Origin of the sequence: Streptomyces sp. RLB3-17 (assembly GCF_007113425.2) — a bacterium.
GTDB classification, from domain to species: domain Bacteria; phylum Actinomycetota; class Actinomycetes; order Streptomycetales; family Streptomycetaceae; genus Streptomyces; species Streptomyces mirabilis_D.
The window spans coordinates 9,573,167-9,590,556 of record NZ_CP041610.2 but is presented as its reverse complement, the minus strand read 5'-3'; the positions used below and the strand labels follow the sequence as shown (position 1 = coordinate 9,590,556).

The following is a 17,390-nucleotide window of genomic DNA, read 5'->3' as shown; positions in this document are numbered from 1 at the left end:
AAGTCGACCATGGCCCTCACCCAGTCGGACATCGACGTCGAGATCAAGGATCTCCAGGACGCGTACGACAAGGCGGTCGCCGGCGGAGCACCGGTTCGCCACCACCCGTCGCGCGACTACCCCCCGTACCGCAGCTCCCTGCTGCGCCACCCCAAGCAGCCGCTGGTCGCCGTCGACGGCGGTGACCCGGAGACGGTCGAGCTGTCGGGTCCGGTGTTCGGCGTCACCGACATCACCGAGCACGACAGCGACCTGACCATCCAGCACCGGGGCGAGCCGCTCGGCGAACGCATGACCGTCTCGGGCCGGCTGCTCGACCGCGACGGACGTCCCGTGCGCGGTCAGCTCATCGAGATCTGGCAGGCCAACGCCGCCGGTCGATACGCCCATCTGCGCGAGCAGCACCCGGCGCCGCTCGACCCCAACTTCACCGGTGTCGGGCGGACCCTGACGGATGATCAGGGCCGCTACAGGTTCACCACGATCAAGCCGGGCCCCTACCCGTGGGGAAACCACACGAACGCGTGGCGGCCCGCGCACATCCACTTCTCGGTCTTCGGTACGGCGTTCACCCAGCGGCTGATCACCCAGATGTACTTCCCGAGCGACCCGCTGTTCCGCTACGACCCGATCCTGCAGTCCGTGACGGACCGGGCGGCCCGCGACCGCCTGATCGCCACCTACCAGCACGATCTCTCCCGGCCCGAGTTCTCCATGGGCTACGAGTGGGACATCGTCCTCGACGGTCCCTCCGCCACCTGGATCGAGGAAGGCCGTTGAGCATGACCGAGCGGTTGCTCCCCACCCCGTCCCACACCATCGGCCCCTTCTACGGGCACGCGCTGCCCTTCCCCGACGGCGGTCAGGTCGCACCGCAGGGCCACCCCGAGGCGATCACCCTGCACGGGTACGTGCTCGACGGCGCCGGCGAGGTGATCCCGGACGCCCTCCTGGACTTCTGGCAGGCGGCGCCCGACGGCTCCCTCGAGGGTGCCCCCGGTTCCCTGCGCCGCGACCCGTCGACGGGCGGCTTCCTCGGCCGCAACGGCGTCGACTTCACGGGCTTCGGCCGGGTCGCCACGGACGCCGACGGTCGGTACGCGCTGCACACCCTGCCGCCGGGCAACGCCGGGCTTCCGTACATCAGCGTGTGTGTGTTCGCGCGCGGTCTGGTGCACCACCTCTTCACCCGCGCGTACCTCGCCGACGGCGCCGACCCGCTGCTCGACTCGCTCCCTGCCGACCGGCGCGCCACGCTGATCGCGGCCGAGGGCGCGAACCGGACGTACCGTTTCGACATCCGCCTTCAGGGCGAAGGCGAAACGGTCTTCCTGGAGTTCCAGTGACAGCTGCCGGCCCGGTCCGTTCCGAGTCCGATGCCGAGTCCGATGCCGGGCTGCTCGCCCCCGGGTGGGCGGGCTCCCCGGCGGCGTCCGCGACCTCGGACGGCGCGCTGCTGGCGGCGCTCCTCGACGCGGAGGCGGCCCTGACCCGCGCTCAGGCGGGACTCGGGCTCGCGCCGGACGCGGCGGCGTCGGCGGTGTCCGCCGTGGCGGCGGCGGACCTCGACGTCAGGTCGATCGCGCTGCGCGCCCGAGGAGGCGGCAATCCGGTGATTCCGCTGGTCGCGGATCTGACAGCGGCGGTCGGCAAGGAGTACGGGCCCTACGTCCACCGGGGCGCGACCAGCCAGGACATCCTGGACACGGCGCTGATGCTGGTCGCCCGTCGCACGCTGGACCTGGTCCTGGCGGATCTCGAGCGGACGGCGCGGGCCCTGGCCCGACTCACCGCCGCGCACCGGAACACGGTGATGCCGGGGCGGACCCTCACCCAGCACGCCGTACCGACGACCTTCGGGCTGAAGGCGGCGGGGTGGCGGTCGCTCGCGCTGGACGCGCGGGACCGGCTCTCGGTGATCCGGCTCCCGGCCCAACTGGGCGGTGCCGCCGGCACGTTGGCCGCCTTCGCGGCCTTCGGTGCCGAGGATCCGGGCGCGCTCGTGGCGGCGTACGCCGGTGAACTCGGGCTCGCGGAACCGGCGTTGCCCTGGCACACCCTGCGGACACCGATCGGCGACCTGGCCGGCGGCCTGGCCTTCACGGCCGGGGCCCTCGGGAAGATGGCGGCCGATGTGCTCACCCTCTCCCGCACGGAGATCGCCGAGGTCGCGGAGGGAAGCGGTGGCGGGTCGTCCGCGATGCCGCACAAGGCCAACCCGGTGACGGCCACCGTGATCGCCGCCTCCGCGCGCCGCGCGCCGGGGCTCGCCGCCACGCTCTACGGGTCGATGGTCGCCGAGGACGAGCGGCCGGCCGGTGCCTGGCACGCCGAGTGGGAGCCGTTGCGCGAGCTGCTGAGGCTGGTCGCGGGCATCGCCCGGAACGCCGCCGAGCTGGTCGAGGGGCTCCGGGTGAACGCGGACGCCATGCGCGATCACCTCGCCCTCACCCATGGGTTGATCGTCTCCGAGCGCCTGGCCGTCGAGCTCGCTCCGGTGCTCGGGCGGGCCCGCGCCAAGGAGCTGCTGACCCGGGCCGCCGAGCGGGCCGTCGCCGAGAGACGGCCCCTCGCGGACGTACTCGACGAGGAGCCGGAGCTCAAGGAGCTCGACCTCGTGGAACTCACCGACCCCACCCGCTACACGGGCTCCGCGGGAGCCCTCACCGACCGTGCTCTGGAGCGAACGTGACCCGCACCCTGCTCAACCACCGCGCCGAGGGCCCCGAGAGCGCTCCCCCCTTGCTCCTCGGGCCCTCGCTCGGCACCTCCCACGCCCTGTGGGACAAGGTCGCGCCCGAGCTGTCCGCCACCCACCGGGTGGTTCGCTGGGATCTGCCGGGACACGGAGGGTCGGCGCCGGACCTGATCGGACCGGGAGCCACCGTCGGCGACCTCGCCGCCCTGGTCCTCGGCCTCGCCGACTCGCTCGGCATCGAACGCTTCGCCTACGCGGGCGTCTCGCTCGGCGGCGCGGTCGGTCTGCACCTCGCCGTCCACCACCCGGAGCGTGTGACGTCCCTCGCCGTCATCTGCTCCTCGGCGCACTTCAACGGCTCCAAGCCGTGGGAGGAGCGTGCCGAGCTGGTACGCCGGGAGGGGCTGGCCGCGCTCGCCGAGAACGCGAACTCCCGTTGGTTCACGCCCGGTTTCACCGTGCCGCGGTTGATCGAGGACCACCGGAACGCGGACCCGGAGGCGTACGCCGCCTGCTGTGACGCGCTGGCCGCCTTCGACCTGCGCGACCGGCTCCCCGAGATCTCCGTGCCCACCCTGCTGATCGCGGGCCGCCAGGACCCGGCGACGCCGCCCGCCCATCTGCGGGAGATCGCCGACGCGGTGGCGAGCGCCACGCTCGTCGAGCTCCCGGGAGCCTCGCACCTGGCGCCCGCGCAGTGTCCGGCGGCGGTCCTGACGGCGTTGCGGGCCCACTTCGACGGGGGCGCCGAGCGGGGCATGGAGGTGCGGCGCGAGGTGCTGGGCGACGCCCATGTGGACCGGGCCCAGGCCCGGCAGACCCCCTTCACCGCCCGCTTCCAGGACTTCATCTCGCGCTACGCCTGGGGCGAGATCTGGACCGACCCGACGCTCTCACGTCGCGAACGCAGCATGATCACCCTGACCGCGCTGGCCGCACACGGTCACTACGACGAGCTGGCCATGCACGTCCGGGCGGCGCGCCGCAACGGGCTGACCCCGGAGGAGATCGGCGCCGTACTGCTGCAGACGGCCGTGTACTGCGGTGTCCCGGCGGCGAACTCGGCGTTCGCTACGGCTCAGCGGGTGCTCGCCGAGGAAGAAGGCGACGACGGCGCCACAGGGTGACCCTGCCCGTCCGCTCCGGACACCTCGTCCTCACGCACGGCCTGGCGGCTACCTCAGCCCTCGCCCTGTCGCCAGGACCTCCTCCGCCCTCGCCACCAGCCCGTCCGCCCCGCACGAGCGCGCCAGCGTCAGACCCTTACCGAGCTCCGAGACCGAGCGCGACGCGATGCCGTACTCGACGCGGGCCGCCGCGTGTTCGTACTGGCAGGGCGAGGCCTCCAGGTAGGTGACGGCCTGGGCGGCCAGGCGTACCGCACGCTGGCCCGATTCGAGGGCCGCCGCGCAGCGCAGTGCCTCACCGATCGCGGTGTCCGTGCCGAAGCGCTCGGCCTGGCGGCGGGCGTCGGAGGCCAGTGCGGCGGCGCGAGCCGGGTCGTCCGAGGCGAGCGCGCGGGCGAGGTCGAGCGCCCAGGGCGCCATCACCGTGTTGTGGTGGCCGCGCGCCGCGGCGGCCTTCTCGGCGGCCTCGAGTTCGTTGATGCCGTCCTTGACGCGGCCGACGGCGAGCAGCAGCCGTCCGCGTACGGAACGGGTGTCGGGCAGCACGATGGTGGACGGGTACGGCGGTGCGAAGCCGTACTGCTCGGCGATCGCCCAGGCCTCCTGGACGTCACCGCGGGCGAGCAGTGTGTCGACGAGGCCGCAGGTGGCGGACCAGTACAGGGGCAGCCCGCGTCCGACCCGCTCGGCGATGCGCAGCGACTCGCGCAGGGTGGTCTCGGCGTCCCGGAGCCGGCCCCGCCTGCGGTGGGCGAGACCGAGGAAGGCGTGCGCCAGGGCGAGGTGGCCGCCGCTCCATCCGGCGCTCGTGTAGGAGCGCAGCGCCTCGGAGAAGAGGCTCTCGGCCCGGTCGAGCCGGTCCGCGTAGGCGTACGAACTGCCCAGCATCATGAGGAGTTCGATGCCCCACTCGGTGTCGGTCCAGCCGAGTCCGGGCGCGAGGCGGCCGTTGACGAGGGCGCGGTCGCAGAGTTCCACGACCTCCTCCGCGCTCTCGCCGCGGGTCATCGCGTCGAAGCCGCGCAGTATCAGCAGGGCGCGCTCGGAGTTGTCGCGTCCGGTGCAGGTCTTGACGAGTTCGGCGAGGCTTCGGGAGCGTCCCGGAAGGTGGTCCTCGCCCGCATGGATGCCCTGCCACATGTAGTGGACGGCCTGAAGCCGCATCCGGGCGGGGCCCGCGTCGAGCCGGGCGGCCTCCGCGTCGACCGTGCGGACGGCCTCGTCCAGCTGGTCGTTGTGGACCAGGGCCTGGGAGAGGCGGAAGACGGCGTCCACGCGCAGATCGCCCTCGAGGCCGGACTGGTCGAGCGCGGTGCGCAGATGGCTGATCGTGGTGGCGGGAGCGGTCAGGAGGGTGGCGCAGCCCAGTTCGTAGAGCACGCGCGCATGAACCTCCGGAAGCGGGGGTTCCGCCAGGGCGCGCTCCAGGCAGCGCCTGGCCGCTTCGGGCGCGCCGACGGCGAGGTGTTCGCGGGCGGCCTCGCGCATCTGCTCGACGAGTTCGGGGTCGTCGTCCGGGTGCACTTCGAGGAGGTGGCGGGAGGCGGCAGCGGCTCCGCGGCCCGATTCGGTGACCGCCCAGGCGGCCTGACCGTGCATCGCGGTGCGCAGCGCGTCGGGGATCGAGCGGTAGACGGCGCTGGCGATGAGAGGGTGTACGAACTCCAGCTCACCGCTGGTCAGTTCACGGCTCGCGGGTTCGGTCGGGGTGAGGATGCGGGCCGCGCCGAGCAGTTCGGCGCAGCGCACGGCCTCGTCGCACTGCATCCCGGCGAGCTGGGCGGCGAGGTCGAGGGAGATCCCGGTGCCGAGGATCGCGGCCGCCCAGGCGAAGCGGGTGGCGTCGATGCCGAGTCCTTCGAGGCGGGCGACGAGTCCGCGACCGCGTGCCGAGCGGTTCAGGGCGCGCAGTTCGGCGGCCGAGGCCTCGACCGGTTCCAGCTCGCTGTCCTGCACCTTGGCGAGCAGTTCGACGGTCTCGTACGGGTTGCCGCCGGTGACCGCCCACACCTCGCGGCAGAACGGGGCGTCCGCGTGCTCCCCGAGCGTGGCGCGGGTCAGTCCGGCGGTGGCGTCGGGTGTCAGCGCGCTGAGCGTGAGGACCGGTCGGGCCGCGGCAGCGACGGCCTCCAGCTGGCGGGCCCGCTCACCGCTGACGTCACCCGGCCTGCGGGCGACCACGACGAGGACGGGCAGGTCGTCGAGGCGCTCGGCGAACGCGACCAGCCACTGCAGGGTCTCCTGGTCGGCCCAGTGCGCGTCGTCGAGGATCAGGACGAGGGGCCACTCGCGCTTGGCCAGCCGCCGCGCCGCCGCGACCAGTCCGTCGCACACGCCCTGCGGGTCGGCCTGGCGGTCGCCCGGTTCGGCGATGCCGAGCGCGGGTCCGGCGATGTCGTACCAGTCGCCCAGGTATTCGCGGGCCTCTTCGGGCATCAGCGAGACGATGGCGGGCTGGAGGAGTTGCCGTATGACGTTGAAGGGAACGGAGGTGACGGTCTCGCCGCCGCGGGCCGACCACACCGTGCAGCCGTGGGCCTCCGCGATCCGGCGCGCCTCGGCGAGCAGCGCGGTCTTGCCGATGCCCGCCTCGCCGCTGAACACCAGCAGACTGCCGGAGGACGAGGCGTCCGCGCGAAGGGCCTTGACGGCCTCCACCACGTCGGCGATCTCCGCCTCGCGCTCCCACAGGGAAGACGAGGCGGCCGGTCCCGGCCGTGCCTCCGTCATGCCGCTACCTCCCCAGGTCGCCCGTACGACGTACAGACATCGAGCCTAGCCGTCCGGAAGCCGATGTGGCGGCCCGTCGGCGCACCTGTTGCCGAGACGGGTGACGGGAGGTGTCCGCAGGCGACGCGACGGCGCGACGACCAGCCGTGGTGAAAGTTGTCGACAGTCAAAAGACGTCAACTACCCGGCGCTAAAGCCGGGCTTGCACAACGGGCATCACTGGCGGTGATGCTGCGTTTGCGTCCAGCCCCACTCCCGGTTTCCGGGGTGGGGCGGGGGCCGTTGACGGGGCCCCGCGTCGCCACAACTCCCACGCGCGGGCGCGGATGTTGCGGGAGCTGTTCCGGTCTGCGTGATCAACGAATCCGCAGTTCCGGCACGCGAACCAGGCCTGCGAGACCCGGTTCGCCCTGTCGATGTGGCCGCACTCGGCACAGGTGCGGGAGGTGTACGCCGGATCGACGTACACCACCGCCACCCCCGCCCGGCGGGCCTTGTATCCGACGAAGCTCCCCAGCTGGGCGAACGACCAGGAGGAGTGGGTGGCCCGTTGGGGCTTGCGAAGCCGTACCCGCTCGCGGATCCCTGTCAGGTCTTCCAGGGCGATTCCACGACCGGTGCGTTCAGCCTCGGCCACCACATGCTTCGCGATCTTGTGGTTGATATCCCGCGCCCGCCGCGCCTCCTTGCGCCGCCGTTTCCGCAGGCGGCGCTTGGCGGACGGGGTGTTCTTCTGCTGCAGCTTGGCCCGCAGGCCTCGCTCGCGCAGGCGGGTGCGGTTCAGCTCGCGTCCGGCCATGATCTCGCCGTCCGAGGTCGTGGCGATGTTCACGATCCCCAGGTCGATGCCGAGGAAGTCCACCGGATCGGTGTTGCGCGGCGCTTCGGGGACCTCGCAGGTGGCGTTCAAAAACCACATGCCGTCCCGCTCCAGCAGGTCCGACTCACCCTTGCGGTACCGGGCCAGCGTGGCCAGCTGCTCCACCGAGGCGGTGAACGCCACGTTCTTGACCCGGCCTCTGGTGGTCCAGATGGACACCGTCCGGTCCGGGATCTGCCAGGACAGCATGCGATCGTCGTAGGGCTGCGCGCCCCAGGGGCGGAAGACGATCGGCTTCTCGATGGCCCGGCGGTATCGGCGTGAGCCGGGCCTGCCGAGGTTCCCGGCCCTCAGGTTCGCCTTCAGTGTGGTGTAGGCGTCGCACGCTTTCTTGATCGAGTGCTGCGCGGCCTGCGCACCGAGACTCCAGCGGGATTTGACAGCCTCGTAGGTGTGCTTGCGCAAGGCGAAGTTCTTGAACTCTCCACGCTCGAATGCGATCTCACTCACCCAGGTGGCGGCCTCGTTACAGGCGTGAAGGGTCGCCTCAAGTGCCGCCGCCTGTTTCGGTGTCGGCTCCAGCTTGACCTGCACGACCAGCTTCACGATCACCGATCGTAGGCACCCGCGCGAGACGCCACCACACGTTCGAGTCCGTTCATCACATTGAGCGAACCTACCGGCCATACGTTCGCACCACCCGGCTCCGCCGAGAAGGCATCCGGCCGCTCCGCGGCCGAACAGACACAGTGATACTGCGGCGCTCCGCGCCGCAGCCACGGGGATGCGATTCCTCCCGGGCGTAAACGCCCGGGGTTCCTCGCAAGAATTCGCTGAAAATGGCGCTAATTTTCCAAGGAACAGCGAGGAGGAGGGACCCATGAGCGGCGCCCGCGTGCACGACTCCGTCCCGCACACCGCCCGTCCCCCGCGCCCGCGGCGTGGGGCCCTGCTGGCGGGCTCGGTCGGCAACTTCGTCGAGTGGTACGAGTTCGGGGTCTACGGCTACTTCGCGACCGTCATCGCGGCCCGGTTCTTCACCCCGGTGGGCGGCAGCGAGACCGAGGGGCTGGTGAGGACGTACGCGTCCTTCGCGCTGGCGTTCTTCTTCCGGCCGGTGGGCGCGGCGCTGTTCGGACGGCTCGGCGACCGGATCGGGCGCCGCCCGGTACTGATCCTGGTGATCGCGCTGATGACGGGCGCCACGACGCTCATCGGCGTGCTGCCGACCTACGCCACGGTCGGTGCCCTCGCGCCCTGGCTGCTGACCTGCCTCCGGGTGGTCCAAGGGCTGTCCGCGGGCGGGGAGTTCGGGGGCGCGGTCTCGGTCATGACGGAGTTCGCGCCGCCGGGCAGGCGGGGGCTGTACGGGTCGTGGCAGTCGTTCACGGTGGCTCTGGGGCTGCTCGGTGGTGCGGGTGTGGCGGCGCTGCTGGCGACGGTGCTGACCGAGGGGCAGTTGAGCGACTGGGGCTGGCGGGTGCCGTTCCTGCTGACGCTTCCGCTGGGGCTGGTCGCGCTGGGGCTGCGGCTACGGCTGGAGGAGACGCCGGCCTTCCGGCACGAGGGAAGACGGGAGCGCCCGCCCGGGCGCGAGGTCGCGCGGGCCGTCGTCCTCGGAGCGGGGCGCGTGATGGGCTGGTCGGCGGCCGGATACACCTTCCTGGTCGTGCTCCCCTCGTACCTCCAGAACACCCTCCACACCGGCTTCCGGCAGGCGCTGCTCGTCACGGTCGTCGCCAACCTGGGCTTCGCGGCCACGATCGTCCCGGCGGGTCTGCTCAGCGACCGGATCGGGCGGCGCCCCGTGCTGCTCACCGGCGCCGGCCTGGTCGTGGTCCTGTCCGTCCCGCTGCTCAACCTCCTTCAGGACACCGGGACTTCGAACGCCGTGAAGGGTCTCGCCGTGTGCGGGGCGGGTGCCGTCGTCGGGTTGATGGCCGGGCCGGGGCCCGCCATGCTCTCCGAGATGTTCCCCACGAGCGTCCGCCACACCGGCCTGGGACTCGCCTACGCCCTGTCCAATGCCGTGTTCTCGGGCTGCGCGGGCCTCATCATCACCGAGATGATGAAGCGGACCGGAAGCGTGGACATCCCCGCGTACTACGCGGCGGCGACGTGCGCCGTCAGTGCGCTCGCCCTGGCCACGCTCCCCGACAACCGAGGGAGTTGAGCACGTGCGGGTGATCGGCCTGATGTCCGGGACGTCGTACGACGCGATCGACGCGGCGGCGGCCGAACTGACCCTCGAAGGTGAGGACCTCACTCTGCGGCCGCTCGGGATGGTCGGTGAGGCGTACGACGGCGCACTGCGCGAGGCGCTCGCGGCGGCGCTGCCCCCGGCGGCCACCATGCTGGCCGAGGTGTGCCGCCTGGACACCCTGATCGGGCAGGCGTTCGCCGCGGCGGCGGTCCGGGCCGATCGTGAACTGTGCGGCGGTGGAGCGGAGTTGGTCGCCTCGCACGGGCAGACCGTCTACCACTGGGTCGAGGACGGGCGGGCGCACGGGACGCTCCAGCTCGGTCAGCCGGCCTGGATCGCCGAGGCGACCGGACTGCCGGTGGTCGCCGACTTCCGCCCCCGGGACATCGCCGCCGGCGGTCAGGGCGCGCCCCTGGTGAGCCTGGTCGACCTGCTGTGGCTGCGCGGCAGGGCGGGGACTCCGGTGGCGCTGAACCTCGGCGGTATCGCCAACCTCACCGCGCCGGACGGCACCGCCTTCGACTCCGGGCCCGGGTGCGCCCTCGTCGACGTGGCCGTGCGGGGGTTGACCGGGGGACGGCTGCACTACGACGTGGACGGCGCCCTCGCCGCCCGCGGCACCGTGCACGAACCGTTGCTGGACCGGCTGCTCGTGGAGCCGTACTACGCGCTGCCCGCGCCCAAGACCACCGGCAAGGAGCTCTTCCACCTCGGCCATCTGCGCGACGCGCTGACCGGGTTCGGCACGCTCACCGCCGAGGACGTCATCGCGACCCTCACCCGGCTCACCGCCCGTACGGTCGCCGACGCGGTGCGCTCGGTGGGTGCCACGGAGGTGATCGCGTCCGGTGGCGGCACCCGCAATCCGGCGCTGATGGCGATGCTGGGCGCGGAGTTGCCGGGAGTGCCCGTACGCACGTCCGACGCTCTGGGTCTGCCGGCGGCAGCCAAGGAGGCGTACGCCTTCGCCGTGCTGGGTTTCCTGACTCTGCACGGCCTCACGGGCACCGATCCGGTGAGCACCGGGGCCCGGCATCCGAGTGTGCTCGGCTCGATCACGCCGGGGCGCGGCGGGCTGCGGCTGCCGCCGCCGAGTGCGGGGGCGGCGCCGGTGCGACTGGTCCTGGCATGACACCCGCTGCTCGTGACAAGGCACCCGGCGGCGCTTCCGGGGCGTTCTTGAAACGAATCTTCCGGATCCCTCTCATCCGCCTTTCACCCACGGCTCATACGGTGGGTCCATGACGCAGGTGACTCCTCCCGGTTGGTATCCCGACCCGGGGCAGACAAGTGACAGTCCCGCCACCGAACGCTGGTGGGACGGCAAGACATGGACGGACCAGACCCGCCCCGTCGGGTCCGCCGCCGCATGGGGTCCCCCGACGCACCCGCCGGCCGCCGGACCCTATCCGGCGCTCGCTCCGGGCGCCCCGCGGCGCGGACTGCGTACCGGTATAGCCGTCGCCGCCGCGATCGCGGTCCTCGCGGGCATCGGGGGCGGGGTGTACGCCCTGACCAAGAGCGACGGCGACGGCGGGAACAGCGCCACTTCCCAGGCCCCCGGCGGGCAGAACGGCGGCCAGGGCGGATTCGGCGGCCAGGGCGGCGGCAACGGGGGCCTCGAGGGCGGACCGGGCGGCGGCTCCGGGGGCTCGGGCGGTTCCGGGGGCCAGACCCCGGCACCGGGACAGTCCGGGCAGCCGCAGCTCGAGGACGGCTACGCCACCGACCTGATCAGCGGCATCAGTGTGCCGGTGCCCGACAACTGGACCGGCGGGAGCACCACGACGGGTGCCGTGCTGTCGACCAAGGACACCTACAAGTGCCCCGGCGACACCTCGCAGGAGTGCCAGCGGGGCGGCGCGTACTCGGCGACCGCCGCAGCACAGAAGCTGAAGTCCACCACGGCGGAGGCGGCGGCCAAGGAGGACATCTCCAAGAACGCCACCGAGTCGTACGGCAAGGGCTACGGCACGATCACCTCGCACACGGAGCTCGCCTCCAAGGCGGTCACCGTGGCCGGCGAGAAGGGCTACCTCGTCCGCTGGAAGGTCGTCACCAGCAAGGGTGACGACGGTTACGTCGAGTCGCTCGTCTTCCCGTCCCCCGCCGACTCCAAGTCACTGATCGTCGTCCGCTTCGGCATCGACGTCAGCTCCAAGGCCCCCAAGGAGTCCGTGATCGACGACATCACCAAGGGCATCAAGGTGGCGTCGGGAGTGAGCGGCAACGGGCAGAACGTCTAGCTGCAGGTAGGTGCGCTGAGCTGCCTGTCTGACCTGGAGGGACGAAGCCGGAATCCCGCTGGAGGGTGACCGCGCATCTAGAGATAACTGGAGATAACTAGAGGCAACTCTAGGAAGCTCGACTAGATCATCTCCCATTCGTCTCCCATGGGAAACGTCGACGGCCCCCGCAGGTTCAGGCCTGCGGGGGCCGTCGACCATTCCTTACCGGCGGACCAGGGTGGGGGCTCCACCTGGGGGGTGGAATCGCGCCCCCACCCTGGCCATACCATCCAACGATCAGATCAGGCACATGACACGGGCACTTGCATCACTCGATCCAACGAGTTTGCGCTCAGATCAATCGGACACGAACAGAAGCCGCCCGCCCGCCGACAAGGGGGTGCTCACGGCGGACAGGCGGCCGCCTTTGATGCGAGCCAGGCCCGAGTTGGCGTGCGGCGGAGCCGAGGGCGGCTGTGACCTCAGCAGGGAGCCCGGCAGCACTTCACTGTTTCGCGAAGGCGAGACAAAGAGGCACCAACTTATCGAGCGCTAAGTAAGTTGGCGTCGAGAGAATCGCCTGTCAACGCCGCCAGACGGCCTTGCACGAGCTGCCCGACCGCCCGCCGGTCGGCTGTCGGCTGGCAGCGAGAGCTCAGACCCACGCGCTCACGAGGGTCACGTCCCTTGTGATGGTGTAGGCGATCAATCTTGCGTAGCGTTCGGGATGTTGGGGAGTGCATGGGTGGTGGGGTCGGCGTGTTCGGCGGCGTAGATGGCAGTCATGCTGGCTTCGGAGAGGTAGCGGCGGGGGAAGGCGATCCATTCGTCGTCTCGCTGAGCACGGCGGTGACCAGCCGTTCGAGGGCGGCCGGGTTGGGGAAGACCTGCACGACGTCGGTGCGGCGCTTGATCTCGCGGTTGATCCGTTCCAGGGGATTTGAGGACTGGATCGTGGGAGATGGGGAAGGCGGCGAAGGCGGTCAGGTCCTCCTTGGCGTCCAGGAGCATCTGCCTGACCTTGGGGAACTGCTGCCCGAGCATGTCGGCCACAGTGTCGAGTTGGTGGTGAACGGCTTCGGCGGTGGGCTGGATGAAGATGGTGCGGATGGTCGCCGCGACCATTTCCCCGGATCCCTTGGGGATCACGGAGAACACGTTCCTCAGGAAATGGACACGACAACGCTGCCAGGCGGCGCCGAGCATGACCTTGCGGATCGCGGCCACCAGGCCGCTGTGACTGTCGGAGATGGCCAGCCGGACCCCGCCGAGGCCGCGTTCGCGCAAGGAGCGCAGGAACTCGCTCCAGAACGCTTCGGTCTCGCTGTCGCCGACCATCACGCCCAGCACCTCACGGCCGCCGTCCTCGGTGATGCCGGTGGCGATGACCACGGCCTGGGAGACGATCCGGTGGTTCACGCGCACCTTGCAGTAGGTGGCGTCCAGGTAGAGGTAGGGGAAGCGGCTGTGGTCCAGGGGCCGGCCGCGGAAGATGGTGAGTTGTTCGTCCAGGTCACCGCAGATCCGTGAGACCTCGCTCTTGGAGATTCCGCTGTCCGCGCCGAGCGCTTTGACCAGGTCGTCGACCGAGCGGGTGGACACCCCGTGCACGTATGCCTCCATGATGACGGCGTAGAGCGCCTGGTCGATGCGGCGGCGGCGTTCCAGCAGGCAGGGGAAGAAGCTGCCGCTGCGCAACTTCGGTATCGCCAGGTCCAGATCGCCGGCCTGGGTGGCCAGGGTCTTCTCCCGGTGGCCGTTGCGGAAGGCGGTGCGGGCTTCGGTGTGCTCGTTCCACTGGGCGCTGATCCGGCCGCTGAGCTCGGCCTCGATCAGCTCTTGCAGCATGCGCTCGGCGACGTTGCGGACGAGCTCGATCCCGTCCGCCGTGCGTAGTGACTCCAGCAGGCGTTGTAGGTCAGACTGAGACAAGGCCATCGGGCACCTCTCGGGTTGAACTGGCCGTTCACCAGGGAGATTTGCGCGGTGGCCTGCCCTATGCGCAGGGAGCGGAGACCGTCACCGGATGCACGCCCCGGGCACCCGCCCGCGCACACCCGCACCGTGATCGCCTACACCATCACGCGGGACGCCATCCTCACGAGGAGTTCGCCTCGCGGTACATCTCCCACAGGCTCTGGGCCGTCGCGCACTGAGGACTCTCCACCGCACACACGTCGCATAGGCGGCGGTGGTCGATATACGCGCGGTGCGCCCGCTGCACCTTGGCGAACTGGCCGTTGCTGGCGACGCGCCGCATCTGACCGAAGGCGCTGCCCGCATCCTCGTACTCGTACCGACTGCTCACGGCTGCCTCCCCCCGTCCGGGGGGGCTGTGCCACTGCCTGCCTGCGTAGACGTCCTGGTCCGGGTAGGTCTGCGAGTGGTCCGGGGGCCAGGTGTAACGGCCCGGCTCATGGGGGTTCTTCTCCCAGCAATAGCCAGCTGCGCGTCCAGCCGAACGGCTCGCCTGTTCCTCGACTGCTGCGGTTTGGCCTGCGCGACGTTGGCTCATCGGTGCTCCCTCATCAGCCGGTACAGACCGCGGCCGACATCGCATCGCCCCGCCTCCGCCACGCAGTCCTTGCACGTCGAGCAGTGGGCGAACATGGCCCGCTGCGCTCTGTCCACGACACATTTCGGGCAGGCGCGGGGGAACCAGCGCTCGCCTACAAGGCTGTGAGAGTCGGCGTTCGGGGCCAGCTGCTCGCCGAGGTCGACCACGGTCTCGATCGTCAGGCGTTCGCCGCCCCAAACGCAGTCGCGGCCGGCGGCCTTAGCCTCCGCGAGGCCTGCGAGGGCTGGCAACGCCAGGACTTCGAGGACCTCTGGCGGGATTGCCAGTGGCGTTCTGCTCATGCTGCTGCTCCTCGCTGGAGTGCTTGGGCCAGTCGTATGGCTACGTCCGCGCGGACACGCCCGAGCTCGATGAGGGCCAGGGCGGGGGTCGCCGGATCGACTGCAAGGGACGGCAGCACGATGCCGGCCGTGTCGAGGGCCGCCCGGAGGGACTCCATGGCGGTGAACGGGTCGACGCTGACGGCGTCGCGTAGCTCGGGTGCTGGGGCCATGAGCAGGACGTTAGGAAGGGGTGGCCGTCAGGGCATAGGCGATGTTCTCGAATGTTCTCGATATATGGCCGGATGTTCTCGTGTGGTCTCGTGGAAGGGACGGCACCTTGTAGAAGGGGGCTCGTCGAATGGTGATGCTGGTGGCGACAACCCCGTACTGACGGAGGCGACATGGCGCGACGACTGCGACTCAACGGCACGGACAGCAAGAACGGCGGATGCCCGGCGATCCACGAGGACCTCGACTCCGGAGAGGTCATCGTTCAGGGAACACCGGTCACTGATCCTGCGGACCTCGGCCAGCTGCAGCACTTCGGGCCACACGATGCTGCGGTGGTGGTGCCGCGGGAACTGATCGTCAACCACGGCCCCAAGGAGATGGAGCGGGTGCCCAAGCTGATTGACCTCGAGGCGTTTGGCCGGCTCTTCGAGACGTTCGAGCACTCGGCGTGGCACCTGGAGACGCGCCGCGGATACGCCTCGGACCGCGAGGATCCGGCGTTCGAGGACTTCCTTCGGACGGGCACGGCTCCGAGCGATCTGGACAGCGAGTGGTGCGCGAACATCAGTCGGCAGACGTCCAGCGGTAAGTACGTCGGCCGTGTGCGCGTCGTCGACAACCCGCCCACAGAGGGTCAGCTGTTCCTGCTGGACTACTCCAGGTGCAACGCAGCCACGGGCGAGGACGTCCGTACCATCTGGCGCGAGGATGCGCAGCGCGCGCACCTGCCCGCAGAGGACTTCTGGATCTTCGACAGCCGTCTCGTGGCCGTGCTCCGCTTCGACGACGAGGACGCCTTCCACGACGTAGAGGTGATCACGGAGCCCGCCGAGGTCCTGCGATACTGCCAGGTCCGGGACGCGGCCGTGCATCACGCCGTCCCGTACGACGAGTTCGCGGCGCAGCTGCGCGCCGATCGATAGCGGGGAGCCGGTGAGCACAGACTTCCAGCAGGCCCGGGAAGCCCTCGGAGCGCGGCTCCGGGAACTACGGCTCGCGGCCCCTGAAGGTCGGCTCACCGGCACTCAGCTTGCTCAGCGGCTCGGCTGGCCGCACTCCAAGATCTACAAGCTGGAGAACGGTCAGCAGACCGCGACGACCGAGGACCTACGCGCCTGGGCTGGAGGCGTCAGCCACCCGGAGGCCTTCGAGGAACTAGACGCGCGCCTCAAGGGGTTCGAGTCCCACATCCGCTCCTGGCGGCGTCAACTCGCCGCCGGCCACAGGCCCGTACAGGACAGCTGGAACATCGAGGTGAACCGGTCGACGGTCATCCGCGCGTGGGAGGAGGCCGTCATCCCCGGCATGCTCCAGACCGCGGACTACGCGCGAGCCATGTTCCTGCGGTACGCAGACCTCTACGGGACGACGCGCGACACCGACGAAGCTGTCCGCGCTCGCATGCTGCGCCAGAAGTGGCTCTACGAGACGGGCCACCAGTTCCACGCGCTGGTGTGGGAGCCAGCCCTGCACGCACTGATCTGCTCCCCCTCGGTCCTCGCGAGCCAGCTCGATCGGCTCGCAGGAACGATCGGCATGGACACCGTGCAGCTCGGCGTTATCCCGCTCTCTGCCTCGCTCAAAATCCCCACGGCGAACGGCTTCTGGGTCCTGGACGAGCGGCTCGTCATCGCCGAGGACTGGCACGCGGAATTGTGGCTCGACGATGACGACAGCGTGGCCGCCTACCTGCGCGTCTGGAGCACGCTTAGGGAATCCGCCGTGTACGGGGCAGACGCGCAGACCGCCATCACCCGGGCCCAGCGATCCGTCCGTCCACGCTGACGCGAAACTCCTCGTTGTCAGTGGCGAACCGTACTCTTTTCTCATGACCACCGACCCCGCGAGCCCTGGTTCCGCACGGTCAGCTGCCGAGTGGAATGAGCTGATCCGCGCCCTGTGGGAACGCGCGGGCGGCACGCTCTCCCCGGAGGAGCGGGCGGAGTACGAGGCGTACGTCGTGGAGTGGGCGGCGGCGGTACGGGCGGAGGTGGCGCCGCCGGGGATCGTCGAGGCAGCGTAGGAGGTTTCACGGAGGTCCGTGAAAACCCAGGTCAATCACTTCGGCACCTCCCGACGTGATGTCACTGTCGTGGTGCCGCGAATGTGATCAGCTCACCGCGACGTAGGATTCCCCCTCGTGGGCGACGCACCTTCTGATGATCTAATCCCCCTTGAGCAGGCAGCCGTGGACGCGCATGCCCGGCTCCTCGAACTGCAGGAACGATACGGCAGCCCCGGCGCAGGCGACGGCTGGACCAAGGCGCAGCACGCCGAATACGACCAGCCGTGGCAGCCCTGGCGCGACGCGGCAGCCTCCTTCCACGCGAAGCTGCGAGACAAGGGCGGCGACCGGATCGGCGAAGTGATGCGAGTCAAGGCGGCGGTCCGGCACAAGAGCGACGTCGTTGAGGCAGCCTGACAGCCGAGCGCCCCGCCCGGGCGCTGTCCGGGCGGGGCTTCAGCTCTAGGGCCTGTGTGGAGTTGTGATCTCGTGGGCCCCCGGCCCGGG

General features: G+C 70.5%; 16 protein-coding genes and 1 pseudogene. 11 read left to right on the top strand and 6 right to left on the bottom strand.

Annotation, left to right across the window (positions count from 1 at the left end):
• The first annotated feature begins 9 nt into the window (after positions 1-9).
• Genes pcaH through pcaD form a run of 4 tightly spaced genes read left to right on the top strand, consistent with a single transcriptional unit; the run spans position 10 to position 3,825 of the window.
• Complete coding sequence (gene pcaH / locus FNV62_RS43100) at positions 10-780, top strand: protocatechuate 3,4-dioxygenase subunit beta (protein WP_060900686.1); 771 nt, start codon at positions 10-12, stop codon at positions 778-780.
• A 2-nt stretch (positions 781-782) separates the two neighbouring features.
• Positions 783-1,346, top strand: coding sequence for a protocatechuate 3,4-dioxygenase subunit alpha (gene pcaG, locus FNV62_RS43095; RefSeq protein WP_143610005.1), 564 nt, complete (start codon positions 783-785; stop codon positions 1,344-1,346).
• Positions 1,343-2,692, top strand: coding sequence for a 3-carboxy-cis,cis-muconate cycloisomerase (gene pcaB / locus FNV62_RS43090; RefSeq protein ID WP_144316054.1), 1,350 nt, complete (start codon positions 1,343-1,345; stop codon positions 2,690-2,692). Before pcaG ends, pcaB begins: the two co-directional genes overlap by 4 nt.
• Positions 2,689-3,825, top strand: a complete 1,137-nt coding sequence (gene pcaD, locus FNV62_RS43085; protein ID WP_144316053.1) for a 3-oxoadipate enol-lactonase — start codon at positions 2,689-2,691, stop codon at positions 3,823-3,825. Before pcaB ends, pcaD begins: the two co-directional genes overlap by 4 nt.
• A 48-nt stretch (positions 3,826-3,873) precedes the next feature.
• Here the strand turns inward: pcaD and FNV62_RS43080 are convergent, their stop codons facing one another.
• Both FNV62_RS43080 and FNV62_RS43075 read right to left on the bottom strand, forming a co-directional pair.
• The gene (locus FNV62_RS43080) at positions 3,874-6,555 is read right to left on the bottom strand and encodes an ATP-binding protein (RefSeq protein WP_144316052.1); all 2,682 of its coding nucleotides are present in this window, start codon (positions 6,553-6,555) and stop codon (positions 3,874-3,876) included.
• 190 nt (positions 6,556-6,745) lie between these two features.
• Positions 6,746-7,981 carry an RNA-guided endonuclease InsQ/TnpB family protein gene (locus FNV62_RS43075; protein ID WP_225900592.1) on the bottom strand — a complete coding sequence of 412 codons (1,236 nt, stop codon included), beginning with the start codon at positions 7,979-7,981 and terminating at the stop codon, positions 6,746-6,748.
• 274 nt (positions 7,982-8,255) lie between these two features.
• On the opposite strand from FNV62_RS43075, the gene FNV62_RS43070 reads away from it, so the two are divergent.
• The 3 genes from FNV62_RS43070 (at position 8,256) to FNV62_RS43060 (ending at position 11,824) form a co-directional block, all read left to right on the top strand.
• Complete coding sequence (locus tag FNV62_RS43070) at positions 8,256-9,548, top strand: MFS transporter (protein ID WP_144316051.1); 1,293 nt, start codon at positions 8,256-8,258, stop codon at positions 9,546-9,548.
• Between the two features lie 4 nt (positions 9,549-9,552).
• On the top strand, positions 9,553-10,710 hold the full coding sequence (locus tag FNV62_RS43065) for an anhydro-N-acetylmuramic acid kinase (protein WP_144316050.1): 1,158 nt from the start codon (positions 9,553-9,555) through the stop codon (positions 10,708-10,710).
• 109 nt (positions 10,711-10,819) lie between these two features.
• Positions 10,820-11,824, top strand: coding sequence for a DUF2510 domain-containing protein (locus FNV62_RS43060; protein ID WP_143629171.1), 1,005 nt, complete (start codon positions 10,820-10,822; stop codon positions 11,822-11,824).
• A 687-nt stretch (positions 11,825-12,511) separates the two neighbouring features.
• On the opposite strand, the pseudogene FNV62_RS43055 reads toward FNV62_RS43060, so the two are convergent.
• The 4 genes and pseudogenes from FNV62_RS43055 to FNV62_RS43040 all read right to left on the bottom strand — a co-directional run bounded on the left by FNV62_RS43055 (position 12,512) and on the right by FNV62_RS43040 (position 14,877).
• Positions 12,512-13,744 (bottom strand): annotated as a pseudogene (locus tag FNV62_RS43055) (IS256 family transposase).
• A gap of 160 nt (positions 13,745-13,904) precedes the next feature.
• Entirely contained in the window at positions 13,905-14,114 is a 210-nt protein-coding gene (locus tag FNV62_RS43050) for a hypothetical protein (RefSeq protein WP_143629167.1), read from the bottom strand.
• A 203-nt stretch (positions 14,115-14,317) separates the two neighbouring features.
• Positions 14,318-14,665, bottom strand: a complete 348-nt coding sequence (locus FNV62_RS43045; protein ID WP_143629165.1) for a hypothetical protein — start codon at positions 14,663-14,665, stop codon at positions 14,318-14,320.
• Positions 14,662-14,877, bottom strand: a complete 216-nt coding sequence (locus tag FNV62_RS43040; protein WP_143629163.1) for a hypothetical protein — start codon at positions 14,875-14,877, stop codon at positions 14,662-14,664. The genes FNV62_RS43045 and FNV62_RS43040 overlap by 4 nt, the downstream gene beginning before the upstream one ends.
• 171 nt (positions 14,878-15,048) lie before the next feature.
• On the opposite strand from FNV62_RS43040, the gene FNV62_RS43035 reads away from it, so the two are divergent.
• From FNV62_RS43035 to FNV62_RS43020, 4 genes are all read left to right on the top strand, one after another.
• On the top strand, positions 15,049-15,801 hold the full coding sequence (locus tag FNV62_RS43035) for a DUF6879 family protein (protein WP_144316049.1): 753 nt from the start codon (positions 15,049-15,051) through the stop codon (positions 15,799-15,801).
• A 10-nt stretch (positions 15,802-15,811) separates the two neighbouring features.
• Positions 15,812-16,663: a helix-turn-helix domain-containing protein gene (locus FNV62_RS43030; protein ID WP_143629159.1), complete on the top strand. Its 852-nt coding sequence runs from the start codon at positions 15,812-15,814 to the stop codon at positions 16,661-16,663.
• Positions 16,664-16,706: 43 nt separating this feature from the next.
• Positions 16,707-16,901, top strand: a complete 195-nt coding sequence (locus FNV62_RS43025) for a hypothetical protein (protein WP_143629157.1) — start codon at positions 16,707-16,709, stop codon at positions 16,899-16,901.
• A 117-nt stretch (positions 16,902-17,018) separates the two neighbouring features.
• Positions 17,019-17,300, top strand: coding sequence for a hypothetical protein (locus tag FNV62_RS43020; protein ID WP_144316048.1), 282 nt, complete (start codon positions 17,019-17,021; stop codon positions 17,298-17,300).
• Positions 17,301-17,390 lie beyond the last annotated feature (90 nt).